General features: G+C 55.6%; 15 protein-coding genes. 11 read left to right on the top strand and 4 right to left on the bottom strand.

Annotation, left to right across the window (positions count from 1 at the left end; all coding sequences use genetic code 11):
- The first annotated feature begins 44 nt into the window (after positions 1-44).
- Positions 45-1,373, top strand: coding sequence for an MFS transporter (locus ACXADJ_RS16460; RefSeq protein ID WP_475067931.1), 1,329 nt, complete (start codon positions 45-47; stop codon positions 1,371-1,373).
- A gap of 93 nt (positions 1,374-1,466) precedes the next feature.
- Here the strand turns inward: ACXADJ_RS16460 and ACXADJ_RS16465 are convergent, their stop codons facing one another.
- Both ACXADJ_RS16465 and ACXADJ_RS16470 read right to left on the bottom strand, forming a co-directional pair.
- Positions 1,467-2,648, bottom strand: coding sequence for an acetyl-CoA C-acetyltransferase (locus tag ACXADJ_RS16465; RefSeq protein ID WP_475067934.1), 1,182 nt, complete (start codon positions 2,646-2,648; stop codon positions 1,467-1,469).
- Between the two features lie 214 nt (positions 2,649-2,862).
- The gene (locus ACXADJ_RS16470) at positions 2,863-3,372 is read right to left on the bottom strand and encodes a MarR family winged helix-turn-helix transcriptional regulator (RefSeq protein ID WP_036533708.1); all 510 of its coding nucleotides are present in this window, start codon (positions 3,370-3,372) and stop codon (positions 2,863-2,865) included.
- A gap of 310 nt (positions 3,373-3,682) precedes the next feature.
- Between ACXADJ_RS16470 and ectA the strand changes: the two genes are divergently transcribed.
- The 7 genes from ectA (at position 3,683) to ACXADJ_RS16505 (ending at position 13,735) form a co-directional block, all read left to right on the top strand.
- Positions 3,683-4,237 (top strand): diaminobutyrate acetyltransferase, encoded by a 555-nt coding sequence (gene ectA, locus ACXADJ_RS16475; protein WP_475067936.1) that lies wholly within the window; start codon positions 3,683-3,685, stop codon positions 4,235-4,237.
- Positions 4,238-4,326: 89 nt separating this feature from the next.
- On the top strand, positions 4,327-5,592 hold the full coding sequence (gene ectB, locus ACXADJ_RS16480; RefSeq protein WP_475067939.1) for a diaminobutyrate--2-oxoglutarate transaminase: 1,266 nt from the start codon (positions 4,327-4,329) through the stop codon (positions 5,590-5,592).
- 153 nt (positions 5,593-5,745) lie between these two features.
- Positions 5,746-6,144, top strand: a complete 399-nt coding sequence (locus ACXADJ_RS16485) for an ectoine synthase (RefSeq protein ID WP_475067941.1) — start codon at positions 5,746-5,748, stop codon at positions 6,142-6,144.
- A gap of 61 nt (positions 6,145-6,205) precedes the next feature.
- Positions 6,206-7,663 (top strand): aspartate kinase, encoded by a 1,458-nt coding sequence (locus ACXADJ_RS16490; protein WP_475067943.1) that lies wholly within the window; start codon positions 6,206-6,208, stop codon positions 7,661-7,663.
- Entirely contained in the window at positions 7,642-8,586 is a 945-nt protein-coding gene (locus ACXADJ_RS16495) for a tetratricopeptide repeat protein (RefSeq protein ID WP_475067945.1), read from the top strand. Before ACXADJ_RS16490 ends, ACXADJ_RS16495 begins: the two co-directional genes overlap by 22 nt.
- A gap of 433 nt (positions 8,587-9,019) precedes the next feature.
- The gene (locus tag ACXADJ_RS16500) at positions 9,020-12,526 is read left to right on the top strand and encodes a hypothetical protein (protein ID WP_475067947.1); all 3,507 of its coding nucleotides are present in this window, start codon (positions 9,020-9,022) and stop codon (positions 12,524-12,526) included.
- A gap of 93 nt (positions 12,527-12,619) precedes the next feature.
- Positions 12,620-13,735, top strand: coding sequence for a hypothetical protein (locus ACXADJ_RS16505; RefSeq protein WP_475067949.1), 1,116 nt, complete (start codon positions 12,620-12,622; stop codon positions 13,733-13,735).
- A 77-nt stretch (positions 13,736-13,812) separates the two neighbouring features.
- Here ACXADJ_RS16505 and ACXADJ_RS16510 read toward each other — a convergent pair whose 3' ends face one another.
- Positions 13,813-14,802, bottom strand: a complete 990-nt coding sequence (locus ACXADJ_RS16510) for a carbohydrate kinase family protein (RefSeq protein WP_475067951.1) — start codon at positions 14,800-14,802, stop codon at positions 13,813-13,815.
- Between the two features lie 310 nt (positions 14,803-15,112).
- Between ACXADJ_RS16510 and ACXADJ_RS16515 the strand changes: the two genes are divergently transcribed.
- From ACXADJ_RS16515 to ACXADJ_RS16525, 3 genes are all read left to right on the top strand, one after another.
- A complete protein-coding gene (locus ACXADJ_RS16515) occupies positions 15,113-16,135 on the top strand; it encodes a substrate-binding domain-containing protein (RefSeq protein ID WP_475067953.1) in 1,023 nt (340 codons plus the stop codon).
- Between the two features lie 124 nt (positions 16,136-16,259).
- On the top strand, positions 16,260-17,336 hold the full coding sequence (locus ACXADJ_RS16520; protein ID WP_475067955.1) for an ABC transporter permease: 1,077 nt from the start codon (positions 16,260-16,262) through the stop codon (positions 17,334-17,336).
- A gap of 11 nt (positions 17,337-17,347) precedes the next feature.
- Positions 17,348-18,142 (top strand): ATP-binding cassette domain-containing protein, encoded by a 795-nt coding sequence (locus ACXADJ_RS16525; protein ID WP_028291967.1) that lies wholly within the window; start codon positions 17,348-17,350, stop codon positions 18,140-18,142.
- Positions 18,143-18,442: 300 nt separating this feature from the next.
- Here ACXADJ_RS16525 and ACXADJ_RS16530 read toward each other — a convergent pair whose 3' ends face one another.
- Entirely contained in the window at positions 18,443-19,405 is a 963-nt protein-coding gene (locus ACXADJ_RS16530; protein WP_475067958.1) for a substrate-binding domain-containing protein, read from the bottom strand.
- Between the last annotated feature and the right edge of the window lie 9 nt (positions 19,406-19,414).

The raw sequence follows: 19,414 nt of genomic DNA on the forward strand, positions 1-19,414 counted from the left end.
ACGCTACCATGGTGCCTTTGTACCTCTGACAACGGACCCTGTTTATGCCGCAGCCTGATTCTGCCCCCGGTTGGCTGGAACGACTGTACCTGCGCCTCAGTGGCCAATCCTCTACCGAGTATGAGTCTGGCGACTCACAGCAGCGCGCTACTGCCAAAGCGTTTGTGCAGTTGCTGACGGCCCAGTGGCTGACCAAGATTGGCGATGCATTGGTGAATCCGAAAATTACCCTGCCGTGGATTCTGTCGGTGCTGGGCGCACCTGCGGCGTTCACGGGTTGGTTGGTGCCGCTGCGGGAGTCCGGTTCGTTACTGCCCCAGTTGTTCATCGCGGCCTGGGTTAAACGGGTGGCACAGCGAAAATGGCTCTGGTGTTTGGGGAGCGTGCTGCAAGCCCTGTCGGTGGCGGCCTTGGTGCTGGTGGTGCTGTTGCTGGAGGGTGCTGCTGCGGGTTGGGCGGTGCTGTTGCTGTTGGCGGCATTCAGTCTGGCGCGGGGGCTGTGCTCGGTGTCGTCGAAGGATGTGATGGGCAAGGTCATTGCCAAGCCTCAACGTGGCTCCCTGACCGGGGTGTCGGCATCGCTGGCAGGGCTGGTCACCCTGGCGGTCGCGGCGGCACTCTGGTGGCTGCCGGAAAGCACGCTGATTTACACCATGGGGTTTGGGCTGGCTGCGGCCTTGTGGTTGCTGGCAGCACTGGTTTACAGCCGTATCCATGAGCCTGCCAGCGAGCGTGAAGCCGAAGATCTGGCCCCTGCGTCGGTATTTCAGCCCTTGCAGGCGATCTGGCAAGACCGCTTGCTGATGCGGTTTGTTATAGCCCGTACGTTGATGTTGTGTTCGGCGCTGTCGGCACCGTTTTACGTCGTGTTGGCCCAGCAAAGTGACGACAGTGGGTTGGGTTTGCTGGCCCTGCTGATGGCTGCCAGCGGGCTGGCCAGCCTGGTGTCGGGCAGTGTCTGGGGGCGTTTGGCAGATCGCTCCAGTCGCCACGTATTGTTGCTGGCGTCGGCGTTGGTTGCCGTATGTGGTGTGGTGGTCGTTGCAGTTGACTGGACGGATGCCGGGCTGGTGGCGCTGCCCTGGTTTATTCCCTTGATGTACTTTCTCTTGAGCATTGCCCATGAGGGCGTTCGCACCGGCCGCAAGACCTATCTGGTGAATATGGCCGATGGCAATCAACGTACTGATTATGTGTCAGCCAGTAATACCTGGATTGGTCTGATGCTGTTGTTGCTGGGCGGTGTGGGTAGCTTGAGTGGTTTGATCTCGGTAGCCGGGGTGATTTTGCTGTTGGCGTTGCTGGGGTTGGCTGGAGTGGCGATGGCGTGGACGCTACCGGAAGTGGAAGAGCCGGAAGACGAGGACGACTGAATAACCTGGCCCCGGCCTGAAAATGACAAAAGCCAGCGCAACAGCGCTGGCTTTTGCTTTAGCCTTTGGATTTAGCCTTTGCTAATCAGGCGCTCAGGAACGCTCGATGGCGAGGGAAACCCCCATACCACCACCGATACACAGAGTCGCCAGGCCTTTCTTGGCGTCTTCACGAATCATGTTATGCAGCAGGGTAACCAGAATACGGGCACCGGACGCACCAATCGGGTGACCCAGCGCAATGGCACCGCCATTGATGTTGATTTTGGATTCATCCCAGCCCAGTCCCTTATTGACCGACAGCGCCTGTACCGCGAAGGCTTCGTTGGCTTCAATCAGATCCAGATCAGAGATATCCCAGCCGGCTTTTTCCAGGCATTTTTTGGTCGCTGGAATTGGGCCTGTGCCCATGATGGTTGGGCTGACACCGGCGTTGGCGTAGGCCTTGATGGTTGCCAGTACCGGCAGACCCAGAGCATCGGCCTTGGCGCGGCTGGCCAGCATTACCGCGGCGGCACCGTCGTTCAGGGAGGAGGCGTTGCCGGCCGTGACGGAACCATCACGTTTAAACGCCGCACGCATGCCCGCCAGTTTTTCTACGGTGATGCCCGCACGCGGGTTTTCATCGGTGTCGAAAATGATCGGGTCGCCTTTACGCTGCGGGATTTCAACCGCAGTGATTTCGTCCTTGAACTTGCCAGACTCAATGGCCGCCAGTGCCTTGGCCTGGGATGCGGCAGCAAACGCATCTTGCTCTTCACGAGCGATGCCATATTCATCGGCGATGTTTTCGGCGGTGATGCCCATGTGGTAGTCGTTGAAAGCGTCCCACAGACCATCCTTGATCATGGTGTCGACCATATTCCAGTCGCCCATACGCTGGCCGTTACGGGAATTTGGCAGTGTGTGTGGCGCGTTGGACATGGATTCCTGACCACCGGCGATGATCAGGTCGGCATCGCCACACAGAATGGCTTGAGCCGCCAGATGCAGGGCCTTGAGGCCGGAGCCGCAAACCTTGTTGATGGTCATGGCGGGGGTAGTGTCTGCCAGGCCAGCCTTGATGGCGGCTTGTCGTGCGGGGTTCTGACCAGCACCTGCTGTCAAAACCTGACCCATCAACACCTCGTCTACCTGATCGGCGGCAACGCCGGTCTTTTCCATTACTGACTTGATGACGCGGGCGCCCAGATCTACTGCCTGGATGCCGGCCAATGAGCCGCCAAAACTGCCGATAGCGGTACGAGTTGCTGCAACGATGACTACTTCGGTCATGGAATCTCTCCGTCCTGGGTTGGTTGTTCCGAATTAACGACCGGCTGACAAGCTGAGCAGAGGCGTCAGACTCATCAGGGGACCGCTAACAGGATTAGCACAGACGGAGTGACAAGTGTATGACCGCGATTAAGAAATGCGGCTTCGGTCGGACAATCCGATCAGTGCTGGCCTGATCGGACACCGCTATATATCGGCTGTTCGAGAGGATTTGTCAGAGAGGGTCACTGGTTTGTTGGACATTGGTCGCAGTGGCGCGATCCAGTGCGCCAAGGTCGAGCACCGGAGAAGCGTCAATGTGCTGGGCGTCCATCATCTGTGCCACCCGTTCGAGAGAACTGAGGATCATGGTTTGCTCCCAGTCCTGCAAATCCTGGAATTGGCGGATAAAGCTTTCCTGCAAGGGGCGCGGTGCATCCAGCAGGGCTTTGTGGGCGTCTTCGGTCAGGCGCAGGTAAACCTTGCGTTTGTCCTGGGTGCCGCGCTCACGCAGCACGAAGTTCCGCTTTTCCAACCGGTCGATGATGGTGGTGACGGTGGCCTGCGACAGGCTGATGCGTTTGGCCAGTTCGCCGACCGTCATTTCATCGCTGTTGCGCAGGGTTTGCAAAATCAGCAGCTGCGGTGATGTCAGGCCTGAGGTCTTGCTCAGTCGTTTGGAATGCAGGTCGGTCGCCCGAATGATGCGGCGCAGTGCCACCAGGACTTCATCGTAACGTTTCATGTTTATCGGCGGTGTTGTGTGTATGACGCCCATTTTACCTTGCTCCCGAAGATTAGAGTACAAACAAATTCCAAAAGCCGCAGATGCCTCATAACTGCGCGTGGCGTCTGAGCTGGTGCGGGTTGGCTGGGTTTTCTCCTGTGGTCCGATGATCCGAGAGTGTTAACGGATTCAAATATTTAGTGTTGTAATTAAATTTACTCGATGCTAGTTTATTTAGTGTCCTAAGTAAATAACTGAGCCGTAATGGCGGGTTTGTTGATATCCAATGCCAACAGAGTCCAGCCGGTACGCGGTTCTTTAGAAAAAGATGGCAAATTCAGAAACGAGTTTGTTTGACAAAAATATTACAGAACAAAGTGAGTTTGTTTTTAGAAAGCCGGAATCAACGGATGGTTCTGCAGTCTTTGGGTTGGTGGATAACTGCAAGCCTTTAGATGTCAATTCAATGTACTGCAACCTGTTGCAGTGCTCCCATTTCCGGGATACCGCAGTGCTGGCTGAGCGTGATGGCCAGATTGCCGGTTTTATCTCCGGATACCGTTTACCTGAGCGTCCGGAAGTTTTGTTCGTCTGGCAGGTTGCTGTCGCTCCGTCTGCTCGGGGAAAGGGTCTCGCAACCCGAATGCTGAAAGCGTTGCTGACGCGTCTGGAAGGTGAGGTGAGCTATGTGCATACCACCATCACACCGTCCAACGAAGCGTCATGGAACACTTTCCGTAAGTTGGCGCGGGACCTTGATACGGAACTGACCAGTACGGTGTTTTTTGAGCGTGATAGCCACTTTGGCGGCGCGCACGACACCGAGGAATTACTGGAGATCGGTCCGTTTTCTGTTGCCGCCACGTTGCAAGACGCTGGCTGATTAAAACGACTCAAGCAGATTTTTCGCCGCGCGGTGACCTTGTGCGCTGCCGCGGCCAAGCGATTTTTATTACCTTCAGGAGCAATATCATGGGCATTTTTAAAGAGATCGAATCCAACGTACGTGGTTACTGTCGTGCATTTCCGGTGACTTTCCGCGAAGCACACAACGCCACCCTGATTGACGAAGACGGTCAGGAATACATCGACTTTCTCGGCGGTGCTGGCACGCTGAACTATGGCCACAACAACCCTGCATTCAAGGATGCTCTGATTGAGTACATCCAGAATGACGGCGTGACTCATGGTCTGGATATGCATACCGAAGCCAAGCGCGATTTTCTGAAAAGCTTCCAGAAAAATATCCTTGAGCCACGCGGTATGAAGTACAAGGTGCAGTTTACTGGTCCGACCGGTACTAACGCGGTGGAAGCGGCTCTGAAAATTGCCCGTAAAAACACCGGCCGTCAGAACATTGTTTCGTTCACTAATGGTTTTCACGGTTGCACCATGGGCGCTGCCTCTGTGACTGCCAACGGTTACTATAAAGAAGCCATTGGCATGCCTCTGCCGGGCGTTCATTTCATGCCTTACGACGGCTACCTGGGTGACTTCAATACCCTGCAGTATTTTGAGAAGGCTCTGGAAGACGGTTCCTCTGGTCTGGGTCACCCGGCCGCTGTGATTGTTGAATGTATTCAGGGCGAAGGCGGTTTGAACGCCGCATCCAAAGAGTGGATGCAGGGTTTGCAGAAGATTTGTCGCAAGCACGACATGCTGCTGATCGTTGATGATATTCAGGCTGGCTGTGGCCGTTCCGGTACTTTCTTCAGCTTTGAAGAATTTGATATCCAGCCGGATATTGTCACCCTGTCCAAGTCACTGGGTGGCTACGGTTTGCCAATGGCCGTGGTGCTGATGAAAGAAAAGCTGGACACCTGGAAGCCGGGTGAACACAACGGCACCTTCCGTGGTAACAACCATGCGTTCGTAACTGCTCGCATGGCGCTGGAAACCTATTGGACCGATGACCAGTTCTCCAAGCAGGTGAAGCAGAAAGCCTCACTGCTGAAGTCACGTCTGAAAACCATTCAGGCGGGTTTTGCCGGGGACATCAAACACAAGGGTCGCGGCATTATGCAGGGCATTGAGTTTGCCAACGGTGACATTGCCGGTGACATTACCGAACTGGCATTCAAGCGTGGTCTGATTATTGAAACCAGTGGTTCTGATGATCAGGTAGTGAAAATCCTGACCCCTCTGACGATTGAAGAGTCCACCCTTAACAAGGGCCTGGATATTCTAGAGTCCTGCGTCGAAGACGTCATGGCCAAACGTCTGGCCAAAGCTTCCTGATTGGCGGGGCGCTCGCCCCGCCTGCATTGAGCTGCTGGTGATCTGCCAGCAGCTGCGCTTGCTTGCGTTTTGCCGGGCTTGAGCCTCAACGGTTCGCCTCGGGCGATCGCGATTCAGCAAAAATTCAAAATTCATTCGAATCTGGTGACAAAAATGATTGTTCGTACTCTCAAAGATTGTGAAAATTCAAACCGTAATATTGATGGTGGTACCTGGAAGAGCGTTCGTATGCTGTTGGCTGACGACAACATGGGCTTCTCGTTTCACATCACCACCATCTTCAAGGGGACGGAAACCCCAATCTGGTACAAAAACCACCTTGAGTCCGTGTACTGCATGAGCGGTTATGGCGAGATCGAGACCTGCGATGACGGTAAGGTTTATCCGATTGAGCCAGGTACCCTGTACATTCTGGACAAGAACGACAAACACCTGTTGCGTGCCACCACTGAAGACATGGAAATGGCTTGCGTATTCAACCCTCCGTTGAACGGCAAGGAAATCCATGACGAAGATGGCGCCTACAAGCTGAACGACGACACCTTGGCCTGATTACCAAATCAGTCACCCAAACGACCGTTTCAGCAACCCGATGATCAGGAGCAAGAAAGTCATGGCACACAGTGTCGAAAAAATTGGCGGTACGTCGATGAGCCAGCACCAGATGGTGTTGGACAACATCTGGATGCGTCCACGTGCGGTGGGCGATCAGCAAGAGAGCCTGTACAACCGCATTTTTGTGGTTTCTGCATACAGTGGTATGACCAACGGGTTGCTGGAGCACAAGAAAACCGGTGAGGCCGGTGTTTACGCATTATTCGCAGAGATGGATGAAGCGCGCCCATGGCAGGGCAAGCTGGAAGAAGTCCTGCAAATGATGAAAGGCAAGAACGCCGAAATGTTTGGCCCGGAAGGCCTCAATAATGAAATGGTGCGCAAGCGTGCAGACCAGTTCATTGAAGAGCGTATGGACGATGTTCGTGAATGCCTGGAGCACCTTGAGGCTGTCTGCAGCTTCGGTCATTTCCAGCTCGACGACCACCTGCACCGTGTGCGCGAGATGCTCAGTGCGATGGGCGAAGCCCACAGTGCCTACAACTCTGTGCTGTTGCTGCGTCAGCATGATGTGAACGCTCGTTTCATTGATTTGACCAACTGGCGCTCGGACACCCAGATGAGCTTCGATGACCACATCCTGAAAGCATTCCAGGGCGTTGATCTGGAAACAGAAATGCCGATCGTGACGGGTTATACCCAGTGTCGCGAAGGCCTTATGCGCACCTACGACCGTGGCTATTCTGAAATGACCTTCAGCAAGATCGCCACCACTACGAATGCGTTGGAAGCGGTTATCCACAAGGAATACCACCTCAGCACGGCCGATCCTATGCTGGTCGGTGCCGAGAACGTCAAGCCAATCGGTATGACCAACTTCGACGTTGCCGACCAACTGGCCAACCTGGGTATGGAAGCCATTCACCCGAAAGCCGCCGCTGGTCTGCGTAAGCAGGACATTCGCCTGATCGTCCGTAATACTTTCGAGCCAGAGCACAACGGTACTGAAATTCGTCGTGAGTACTGCAGCTCGACGCCCAAGGTGGAGATCATCGCCGGTACCCGCAATGTCTGGGCTCTGGAAGTTTTCGACCAGGAAATGGTCGGTGATGCGACTCATGGCCAGAAAATGGCCAACCTGGTGTTTGAAGCCGGTCTGAATGTGCTGACCAAGGATTTCAACGCCAATACCGTGACTTTCTACATCGCGGGTAACAAGCGTCGTATCAGCACCCTGATGGAGAAACTGCGTCAGGCTTATGACACCGCCGAGGTTCGCCTTGAGAAGCTGGCATTGGTGAGTGCGATTGGCTCCGACATGAAGGTGCCGGGCTTGCTGCAGTCTGCAGCGGGTGCGCTGTCTGATGCAGGCGTGAACATTCACGCGGTCCACCAGGCCATGCGTCAGGTAGATATGATGTTCCTCGTCAGCGATTCTGACTATAGTGTGGCAGTCAAAGCACTTCACTCACGACTGGTCGAACAGGCAGACGTATGGAAGCAACAAACCGCTTGATCCCCTTTCGGGGCCTGCGGCTGACAACCATATTCGCAGTAATCAGCCTTTGGCTGGTTGCTGCGTTTTGCGTTGCAGCTGAAAACACCAAGGAAGCCGCGGAAAAATCGGCTGACGGAGACGCCAAGGCCGAGCAGACCATCAACAATCTGCAAACGCCCTTGTACACCGCCTTTACCGAGCGCTACATCCTCGACGAAGTGAAAAACCTGCGGCAGATGCTGGCCGATACCCGCATCGAGTTCACTGAAAAGATCGTCGACCGTGAAGTGCAGGTGGCAGACCGGGCGTTAACCTACGCCACCGATACCGTGACCTACTTTTTCTACCTCATTGCCGGTGCCTCGACCCTGCTGGTACTGGTGGGCTGGAACTCGCTGCGTGACATCAAGGAGCGGGTAGGCTCGTACGCCAACGAGGAGATCAAGCGGATCACAGGCACCTATGAACAGCGCCTGGAAGCATTGGAGCGTGAACTGCAATCCAAGTCTCGCCATATTGCAGCGGCACAGGAAGAGATTACGCTGACCAACGAAATCCACTCGTTGTGGCTGAAGGCGTCGCAGGAAAACAGCCCGCAGAGCAAGATCAACATCTACGATCAGATCCTCTCCTTGCGTCCGGACGACGTCGAAGCATTAACCTACAAGGCCGACTCTGCCTTGCTGCTGGGGCAGGCTCAATGGGCTTCCAGCCTGGCCAACAAGGCGCTGGATATCGACCCGGAAAACAGCCACGCCTTGTTCCAGCGTGCCTGTGCCCATGCCGAATCTGGCTTCCCTGACGAAGCCTTGCGAGACCTGGAAGAAGCCATTCTGAAATCCGAAACCCTGCGGCTACAGGCCAAGGACGATCCAAGTTTTAACTCGTTACAAGACAACGAGCAGTTCATTGCGCTGGTTACACCCGTCGCCACGACCTGACCTAAGCCACGACCTGATCCAAGCCGCGTCTGCTATCCGGCAGGCGCGATGCTTTTTCTCTTTGCTTTACCTTCTTCGCTCTTCTGTCTTTCTTCTTTTCTTCCTGCTCTCCTCCGGTTGTCCTTTGGAGCCTCTGAACAACCCGGTGCCGAGTTGTGTGTTGATGGCTCTGTCCTCAATTCCTGCCATAAGCCATTACCAGACCTGATTGCCAGTCCTCATTGCAGGCAGCCACCATCGTCATCATGTGCATTTGGGGTTACATCTGAGCCTCAAGATTCCTACGGCTGACTTTTCCCGATTTATTGCCCGAATAGTTCCACTGACCGCTTGTTTTTAAACAGGGTTTGGCCATTATTTAGCTGACGATTTGATGAGACTTTTCTTAACAACATTACACTCGATCAAAATTTGGCCAACAAGGGATATGACGATGGACAAGTTCAAGGCAAGCCCGCTGGTGCTGGCAATCGCATTGGGGTTAACGGCCTGTGGCGGCGGTTCCAGCAACTCCAGCAGCGACTCTGGAGATGGCGGAGGCGGTGATACCACCCAGGTCAGCCTTACGGGGCTAGCGGTAAAAGGTATTTTGATGAATGCCACCGTGCGGGCGACCAGTCTGGATGGCAGCATCGAGTACGGCACCACCACGACGAACGCCACCGGCCAATACAGCCTTGAAGGCATGACCAATATCCCGGCCAATGCGCCCGTCAAGGTCACCATGACCACCAACGACGCCACCCAATTGAAGTGTGACTCGGCAACGGGTTGTAACTGGAACGGCAACAGCTACACCTTTGGCCAGTTTTACCCGTACAACAACACCGACTTTGAGCTTACTGCGGTACTGCCATCATTTGGTTCTGATACCGCCAAAAGCCTGATGGTAACGCCGGTAACGCACCTGGCGGCCAAGCGTATAGAAAGCGCGGGCTACACGTCCTCCAGTCAGGTGGCCTCTGCCAACAACGCCACTGCGACCTTGCTGGGTCTGGACAACATCGATATCACCAATTCGGTGCCAGCCGATATCACCGAGTCCACAGCGGGTGCAGCGAGCGCAGAAGAACAGCTTTACGGCGCCATTGTGGCCTCCATTGCGACCATCGCCAGTGGCCGTGGTCAGGACGTTGCAACGGTGATTGAAGCCCTGGCAGATGACTACGCCAATGACGGCGGTTTGACCGCCAACTCTTCCAGCGACGACGTGATCGACCTCGAGGAAATCTTTGAAAGTGCCGAAGAGACCGTCGAGGTTGCTGAAACCACCACCGGTTCAGACCTCGGTGCTACCCAGGCGGTACTGGAGCAGGAAGCAACCGAAGCAGAAGCTGAAGAAGCAGATACTGAAACCGTCGTTGTGGTAGACGAAGACGAAAACGATGAAGAAATGACTCAGGCGCTGGCAGCGGAACAGGCCATCGACCTGTTGCTGGAGCTGAACGAATGGGAAGCTGCGCTGAACAACGACAGTGTTCAAACCCTCGGCGATGCGTTTGTGGATCAGGCCGAGGCACTGGAGGTACTGGCACCAACGTTTGAAGAGCAGTCGGATCTGATTCGTGGTTTCAATGAGCTGGTGATCAGCAGCGAGGTTGAAACGGAATGCTGGACCACTGAAGAATACAACGACACCACGGGATCGTTTGAGACGGTCGAATACTGTGAAGAGTACGAAGAAACCCGTCAGGGCATTCTGTTCGACGCCACCAACCTGATGCTTGAAAGTGTTGCACTGGCCTCTCAGGTACAGAACAACCACGACGAGTTGGTTAACAACCAGCTGGTGACCCTGAACGACGACGGCGCCTACGAATTCTACGTTACCAGCGTATGGGACATGAATGGCGACGGCTACATTGATGAGGGCACCACTACCGAAGGCTCCATCAAGGACATGATCACTGCCGATGATGGCACTGAAGAAATTCTCGGTGATTTCATGATCACCTACACGGTGGACGATAGCGGTCTGATTGATTCTGCCAACTTCATGGGCACCTCCAATGTGGACTCTGAAGAGCCTGACTTGCAGATTAGCGGTGGCGACCTGCTGCTGACACTGACGTCCGATGATGGCGGCGAGACGGCGATCGACTATGCACTGACCAGTTACCAAATCAGCAGCAGCGATGGCCTCAGCTTCTCCGGTGGTGCGTCTGCCAACATGGCGTTCACCGATCAGGCGGCCCGTGATGTCTTCCTGAGCAATATGGCGGGTGATGTCAGCCTGGCCGATACTGTATCGATCAGCGCTGGCCTGAACGGCACCCTGACCGGGGTTGCATCTGATACCACTGATGCCGACTTCTCTCAGGCCACTGCCATGATTGATTCGGAGCTGCTGGTCACTCGCGTGGCAGATAGCGGTGCGACCAGCATCACCATGGCGGTGAATGTGGACGTTACCAACAGCACCGAAGACTACATCAAGGGTGAATTTGCAGCGGAACTGACTGGAACACATTCGGAAGACACTGACACGGCCGGTTACTACATTCAGACACTGGAACCGATATCCTTGATGATGAGCTTCAGTGGTGAAACCAAACTGACCAACGACGCTGGTGCAACTGTAGTGTTTGACGGTCAGCTTTCCCAGACCACAACCGCATTTGAAGGCGAAGATAGCGAACCGGCCAACCCGACCATCGCTTTCTACGGCAACCTGACGGTGACGGAAGCCGACAGCAGCGCCATCGGCTTCGAAGGCAGCGCCAGCTTGCAAATGGGGGTTCTGAAAGACGCCGATGGCATGCCGGTTTACTTCGAGGACGAGCTGTATCTGGTTACCGAAATGGTGAAACTGGAAGACGGCACCTTGAATGTGTCGACCGCAGACGTTGCTGACGCTGGCACCGTGGCTCTGAGCGCAACGCTGACCATGGACTATGGTTTGCTGGCTGAACAGATCAACGGCAACTATCAGTCGCTGCCGGATAATGACGACATCGCCTCGCTTGGATTGATGGCCCACTCTTTCAGTAAAGACTACACCATCACTGACGTGTCCGATGGTTCTTACAATGTACGCTTTCCCGGTAGCCTTGCCAGTGAAATTGCGTTGCTAGATGATCTCTTGACTGAAGCAGGTTACAGCGGTGTGTCTTACGACTTTTCGCTGGGATCAGTGGTCGAAAATAGCGCCGTTAACTACTTGTTTGGAGATTGCTTCAGTGAAGGTAGCGATGATCCGGAGCTAGCGCCATGGGTTTGCTATCTCACCATCAATGGAGATGAGGGTTACACTCTTTACCCCGAGAGCACAGATCTGACAACGGAAGAGTGGGTCGCATTGGCACTGGAAACATATCCACTGAATATTGAAGCCTACTCAATGATCCAGGTAACTACTGACCAAGGCTCTTTTACTTTGGGCTCTAGTTTGTACCTGACTTCTGAAGAAGTTTTGGCAAGTGAAAGTGATATTTTGGCGGAAGTATGGGTTTACGATCAAACTCCTGCAGATAGCCCACTCGACAGCATCGAGCAAACCGAAGATAGCTACCTGAAAATGTCAGCGGTACTGAACATCGAATCCAGTGTTGTCACGCTGGACGATGCCCGTATCCGTCTGGTGGTGAATCGTCTGGGTCTGGAGGATGCCTCTGGCAGCCTGTTGCTGGAATACGGTGAGCGTTCCGTTACCTTGCGCATGAACAGCCTCAATGGCTTCACCAGCACCACCGGTAACAAGCTGACGATCAGCAACGGCACCACCACCATGAACATCACCGCCAGCTGTGAATCCGGTGATACCGAAACTGCACTGGCCGAGTGTGAGTCCGGGGTGGAGCTGGGCGGCACCATCAAGTCCAGTGGCTTCGAAGTAGGCACTCTGGAAGTCCGTGATGGCATTCCGGTATTCGTGTTCGATGACGGCAGTGAATACAATCTGGTGGTAACACCAGAGTTCCTGGTATCGGCAGCGAATTAAGGCTCGCTGACGTTATCCAACGGGGAGCTTCGGCTCCCCGTTTTTGTAGATTTTAAGGGGCTTGTTAGCCCGCTTGGTTGAGGAATTCCCTTGATGTCATGGAAGAAACACTCGTACGGGCGCTGGCATTGCAGCCCGGCGGCGGCGGTGTTGTTGGCGGCCAGTTCAGCCTTGGGGCAACCCGCTGCTGCAACGGCATTACCTGTGTGGGAAGCCGGAGTCGAGCGTGATATCTACGCCTGGGCAGGGCCGATGGCGGTGGCCGGTCTGGTGGACAACTGGAGCGGCACGCTGGAGCAGGACGACGACGGTTTGCTGTGGTTTCAGGACGCCGTCACCCTTGGCTATGGGCCATTGCAACTGCAATACCTGTATCGCCATCACGCCGAATACGAAATGTCCAATCAGCTGGCCGAGGGTTTTTACTACGAAGCCAACGGCATTGAACTGGCCAACAATTACTCGGTAACCGACACTGTGCGGGCCCGTCACTATGAAGGCGAAGGCGTGTCGTTGGGCTGGCAGCTGGGGGCTGGTCGCTCCTGGCAGCTGCGACCGTCGGTGACCTGGCTGCGGCTCTATCGGCTGCTGTGGGGCAGTGTTTCTGGCACTTTGAATTACACCGACGCCGACAACTGGGGCGGAGATCTGGACGTCGATTACGCCTACACCGAAGACAAGATTCCTCCGGCCCGACAACTGGATCAACGCTCTTACGGCGACCTGTACAGTCTTGACCTGATGTTTGACTGGCAGTGGCAGGGCTATCGTATGCACTATCAGGGTTGGAACCTGCTGGCGCGGATCGACTGGCAAGAGACGCCCGTCACCATAGGCACCAAAAACTGGCAGTTTGTTGATGGCGAGATCACCGCAAACGGCGATTTCCCGGTTTACCAGCGCGAAGGCGAGGTGTTCAGAACGATGCGGCCGCCGCGTTTCCAGCGTTTGCAACAGGCGCTGGCGTTATCAGAAACATGGGATCTGACCTTGCTCAGCACCTTTAACGGTATTCGCAACGGCCATGAGCTCGGGCTTGCCTGGCAACCGGGCAGCGTGATCTGGCAGGCAGGCTTTGATGTTGAACAGCAGGCGGTTCGATTGGGGCTGGACCATCGTTGGGGCAAGCTGTCGGTGCTGAGTGATTCGTTGAATATCAACCACAGCCAGCTGGTGGCGATTCAGGGCGGGGTGAATCTTAAATTTTGACCAGTGAGCTGCTACGAATGAGTATACGCAGGCAAGCCCACTGGTTGCTGATGCTGGATGGCAATGGAATCTCAGCCTCAGGCGCTGTGAAAACTCTCCAGCTGCTCGCGGTTTGGCAATGCCACAAAGGCGCCGTAATGGGCTGCTGCATAGCCACCGCAACGGGCGGCATACGCCAATGCCTGCTCCAGTTTGGCGGTGTCTGAGCAGAACGTCAGCAGCTGGTCGGCGCTGATTTCCTGCTCGGCCAGTTGCACCATCAAACCACCGACAAAAGCATCCCCAGCGGCGGTGCTGTCGACCATCTTCACCGCAGGTGGAGTAATCTGACCTTGCTGCAGGCCACTGGTGGTTTTGAAGAAGTAGCGCAGCGGGTTACCACCATCGGTGATCAGCAGCAGTTTGGCGCTGCCTTTGAACAGCTGTTCGATGGCGTTTTGCTCGGACTGGTCGCCACGCAAGTAGTCCATTTCTTCAATGCTCATTTTCACCAGATGGGCATCCGCCGCCAACTTCCATACCAGGGCTGAATCGGCACTGCCACTGGCCCAAAGGTTATGGCGCAGGTTCACATCAAAGCTTACCAACCAACCGGCGTCGGCGGCCATTTGGGCACCGGCTGCGGTTGCCGCGGCAATGTCGCTGGCAGTCAGGGTGTTGGAGCAAAAATGGAACAGGCCGGGTTTGGCAAACCATTCGGTCTTGAACTCATCGGCGCGGAACAGCATGTCGGCGGACGGATTGCGGTAAAACGTGAACGAACGCTCGCCGCTGTCGTCCAGCGACACAAACGCCAGTGCGGTATTGGCTTCGCGGGTGCCCAGCAGGTAGTCGGTATTCACACCGGCTTCATGGAGGGAATCACGCAGGAAGTCGCCAAACATGTCTTCACCAATTTTGCCTGCCATGCGGCTGTCGCCGCCCAGTTTGGCAACCGCAACGGCAACGTTGGCCGGCGCGCCACCGGCAAATTTGGTAAAGGTTTCCTGTTCGCTGTCGGCGTTACCGCCAACCTTGTTGGACAGCATGTCGATCAGAACTTCGCCAAAGGAAATGGTTGTTAGCATTGTTGTTTCCTGCCTGATTACTGCATGCATCGGCGCATCCGGGGTGGCCATGCTGCCACTCGTTGCGCCAATACGATGAATTCAAAGTCGAAATTGTTGCACGCTCGCAAGGGTACGCAAGTAGCCTGACAACATAACCCAATACGTAACCGCCAAAATGTCAGTGCCGGTTTGAAATATTTCAATTGTTAACAGCCGCCGCTGATTACGAAATGCCCGATTAATGTCGTCTGAGTTAACTGCTCCTGACGACGCCGAGTCGTTATGACAAGCATGTCACCCAAACAACAAAAATAATCGGGAGTCTCGAATGAAACTCAAAGCTCTGGCCGCTGCGGCCATGTTCTCTGCTGCTGCCCTGTCTTCCTCCGCTTTTGCGGCAGACAAGCCAGTGGTTGGTCTGATTACCAAAACCAACACCAATCCGTTCTTCGTCAAAATGCGCGAAGGCGCCAAGGAAATGGCCGATGATATGGGTGTTGAGCTGCGCACCTTTGCGGGCAAGTTCGACGGTGATAACCAATCCCAGGTGCAAGCGGTAGAAAACCTGATTGCCTCCGGTGCCAAGGGCATCCTGATTACCCCATCCGACCCGGAAGCCATTGTTCCTGCGATTGATCGCGCCCGCGCTGCCGGCCTGCTGGTGATTGCACTGGATACACCTCTGAGCCCGGCCGATGCCGCCGACGCGACCTTTGCCACTGATAACTTCAAGGCCGGTGAAATGATTGGCCAATGGGCCAAGGCCCAGCTGGGTGACAAGGCAGCCTCTGCGAAAATCGCCATGCTGGACCTGAACACCAGCCAGATCACCGTCGACGTGGCACGTGACCAGGGCTTCCTCCAGGGCTTTGGCATCGACATCAAGAATCCAAACCGCATTGGCGATGAAAACGATCCACGCATCGTTGGCCATGACGTGACCCAGGGCGCTGAAGAAGGCGGCCGTCGGGCGATGGAAAACCTGCTGCAACGCGATCACGAAATCAACGTGGTGTACACCATCAACGAACCGGCCGCTGCCGGTGCCTATGAAGCCCTGCGCGCCGTTGGCCGTCAGAACGACGTGCTGGTGGTGTCTGTGGATGGTGGTTGCCCGGGTGTTGAAAACATCGCCGACGGCGTGATTGGCGCGACCTCCATGCAGTTCCCGCTGCGGATGGCATCCATGGGCGTTGAAGCCATTGTGGAATACGCCAAAACCGGCAAAAAACCGCAGGCCAGCGAAGGCCTCGACTTCGTCAACACCGGTGTTGAGTTGATTACCGACAGCCCGGTAGACGGTATTGAGTCGAAAACCTCCAAGCAGGGCCTCAACAGCTGCTGGGGTTAATCCCGGCCTGACGCCCGTTCGGTTGCGCTGGAATTGGCACAGCGCAGCCGGATTCTGATTACCCGATTTTCGTTTTTTAGAGTCTTTGCCCGGTCGGGATGGCCGGGCTCAGCTGGAGTCCATCATGAGTAACGCTTCTACTGCCAACAACAATATGGCAGAGCACGAACGCGTGGCAGACAGCGCCGGTGGCGCGGTTGCCAACTTCGCTACCGAGCAGCTGTCGCTGGTTGAACGTGCCCATCGCTTTTTCCACAGTAACCCGGTGGCGGCCCCTGCGATTGTGCTGCTGATGGCCGTGTTGGTCTTCAGCATGGTGATTGGAGAACGTTTCCTGTCGCCATTTAACCTGTCATTGATTCTGCAACAGGTGACCATTATTGGCATTCTGGGCATCGCCCAAACGCTGATTATTCTGACCGCCGGTATCGATCTGTCGGTGGGTGCCATCATGGTACTGACCTCGGTGATCATGGGCAAAACCGCCGTCATGCTGGGTTTCCCGCCAGTGATTGCCTTTATGGCCGGTATGGCCGCCGGTGCCTTCTGCGGCTGGATCAACGGCATTCTGGTTACCGTACTGCGACTGCCACCTTTCATTGTGACGCTGGGTACCTGGAACATCTTTTTTGCCCTCAACCTGTGGTACTCGCAGTCTGAAACCATTCGCTACAAAGCCATTGCCGAAGCCGCGCCATTGCTGCATTGGACTGGCCAGAGCATCGACATTCTGGGTGCCAGGCTGACCTACGGTTCGTTGTTGATGATCGGCCTGTTTGCGCTGGTCTGGTATGCGCTGAACTGGACCCCATGGGGCCGCCATGTGTACGCCACCGGTGATGACCCGGCCGCAGCCAAGCTGGCTGGTATTCGTACCGAGCGCGTACTGATGTCGGTGTATGTGGTGGCGGGTGTGATCTGTGCCATCGGTGCCTGGGCCTTGATTGGCCGTATCGGCTCCGTTAGCCCACAGGCGGGCATGATGGCCAACCTCGATTCTATTACTGCGGTTGTTATTGGTGGTTGCTCTCTGTTTGGTGGTCGCGGGGCTATATGGGGCACCCTGGTGGGGGCGCTGGTAGTCGGCGTGTTCCGCAATGGTCTGGCGTTGGCAGGGGTTGATGTGTTGTGGCAGGAATTCACCGTTGGTTTGCTGATCATCGTGGCGGTGGCCATGGATCAGTGGATTCGTAAGGCCTGAGGAGACAGAACATGAGTACACACGATCTGGTAATGAAAGCCTCTGGCCTGGTGAAACGCTACGGCCATGTAACGGCGATTGACGGAGCCGACTTCGAGCTGCGCCGTGGCGAAATTCTCGCGGTCATCGGCGACAACGGTGCCGGTAAATCCTCGCTGATCAAAGCCTTGTCCGGCGCACTGGTACCGGACTCCGGTGAGGTGCTGCTGGATGGCAAGAAAATGAAATTCAAAAGTCCGATGGATGCCCGTAAGGCAGGCATCGAGACTGTGTATCAGAACCTCGCGGTGGCACCGTCACTGGATATCGCCGACAACCTGTATCTGGGCCGTGAACGTCTCAAGCCCGGCATTCTGGGCAAGGTGTTCCGCATGCTCGACAAGAAAGCCATGCACGACCACGCTCGTGAAAAGCTGTCCGAGTTGGGCCTGCTGACCATTCAGAATATTCATCAGGCGGTAGAAACCCTGTCCGGTGGTCAGCGTCAGGGCGTGGCCGTTGCCCGTTCAGCGGCGTTCGCCCGTAACGTGGTGATTATGGATGAGCCGACCGCAGCTCTGGGTGTGAAAGAGTCCCGCAAGGTACTGAACCTGATCAAGGACGTACGCGACCGTGGTCTGTCGGTGATTCTGATCAGCCACAACATGCCGCACGTATTTGAAGTGGCCGACCGTATTCACATTCACCGACTTGGCAAACGCTGTGCGGTGGTGAAACCGGATACCCACACCATGGCCGAAGCGGTGGCCATTATGACGGGGGCGATGGACCCTCACGAACACCCGGCGGGAGCGTTTGCTGAATAACGCTGTCCGTTCTTTTTACGCTGGACTGTTTTAACGCTCGGTTGTTTCAACGCTCGACTGCTGGTGCTTGCCAGCCCTGATTGTTTTTCTCGGGGGCTTCGTTGTTTAGGTGCTCAGGTACTTGAGTAGCTTCCCTTGGATGCATTGTGGTGACCAGCTCGCTGGTCTTTTCTTATGCCGGTTCAGGTTTTCTGAACCGGTTTTTTTGTGCCCGCTTTTTGCACTTGGTTCGCGCCTGATTCGCACTGGGTTCGTAGGCTGTGCTCGTTGTCGATAGCTGCAAGCCTGATGCGGGGAGCGTCACTCCGGCAAGTTGCCCCTGTGGATAACATAAGACGGAATCTGTACTTCGGCCGTTTCCGGGGTTTTGCCTTGCAGTAATTCGTAGCCCATCCGAATCGCCATGCGGGCCATTTGTTCGGGCAGTTGGGCGGCGCTGCCGATGATCAGGGAATCGTCGTGACGCATGCGTTCAATTGCCAGCGGTGCGCCGTCGATGGAGGTGATCAGCAGCGGTCGGCCGGCCATTTGAGCGGCTTGTTCGGCGCCCACTGCGCTGGGGTCGTTGATGGCGAATACGCCGTCAATGTGGGGAAATTCGGCCAGTAGGTGGGTCATCACTTCAAGTCCGCCCAGCCGACTGGCACCGGCGTTGTTGTTGCTGTCGAGCACGGTGATGCCCGGGTATTGCTCTAACTGGCTCAGGCAGCCATCGACGCGGGCTTCAATCGACGATACCGGCGGTCCGTTCACAATCACAATATTGCCTTTTTGCCCCAGTGCAGCTGCCAGAAAACCACAGGCAATTTCACCCGCCTGACGGTTGTTGGTGGTGACGGTAATGTCGGCGCCGCGGGCTTTAACATCGACCGCCAGCACCGGAATACCGGCAGCCTGGGCCTGTTGGATGGCCGGCTCGATGCCGTTGTAGTTGGCGGCAATCAGCAGGATCAGGTCGACGTTTCGGGCGATGAAGCCTTCCATTTGTCTTACCTGACGGGGCAGGTCGTAAGCGCTGGATTTCAGAATAAAGCGTACGTCATCCCCGGCCAGCTGGCGCGCTTCGGCTTCCGCCCCTTCGGCGATCTGGACGAAGTAGGGGTTACCAAGGTCCGACACCGATACCCCAACGGTCAGTTCTGCCTGACAGCTGGCCACCGTGAGCCAGCCCGTAAGGCCCAGCAATGCGTTGGTAGCAGCACGAAGCGTGGCACGAGGAGAGCGTGTGGCGCAGGGGATCGACGTCGTGGTTGGTATCGTCATGGCAGGTAT

The sequence above is a fragment of the Oceanobacter sp. ABM4_470 genome (genome assembly GCF_056158645.1).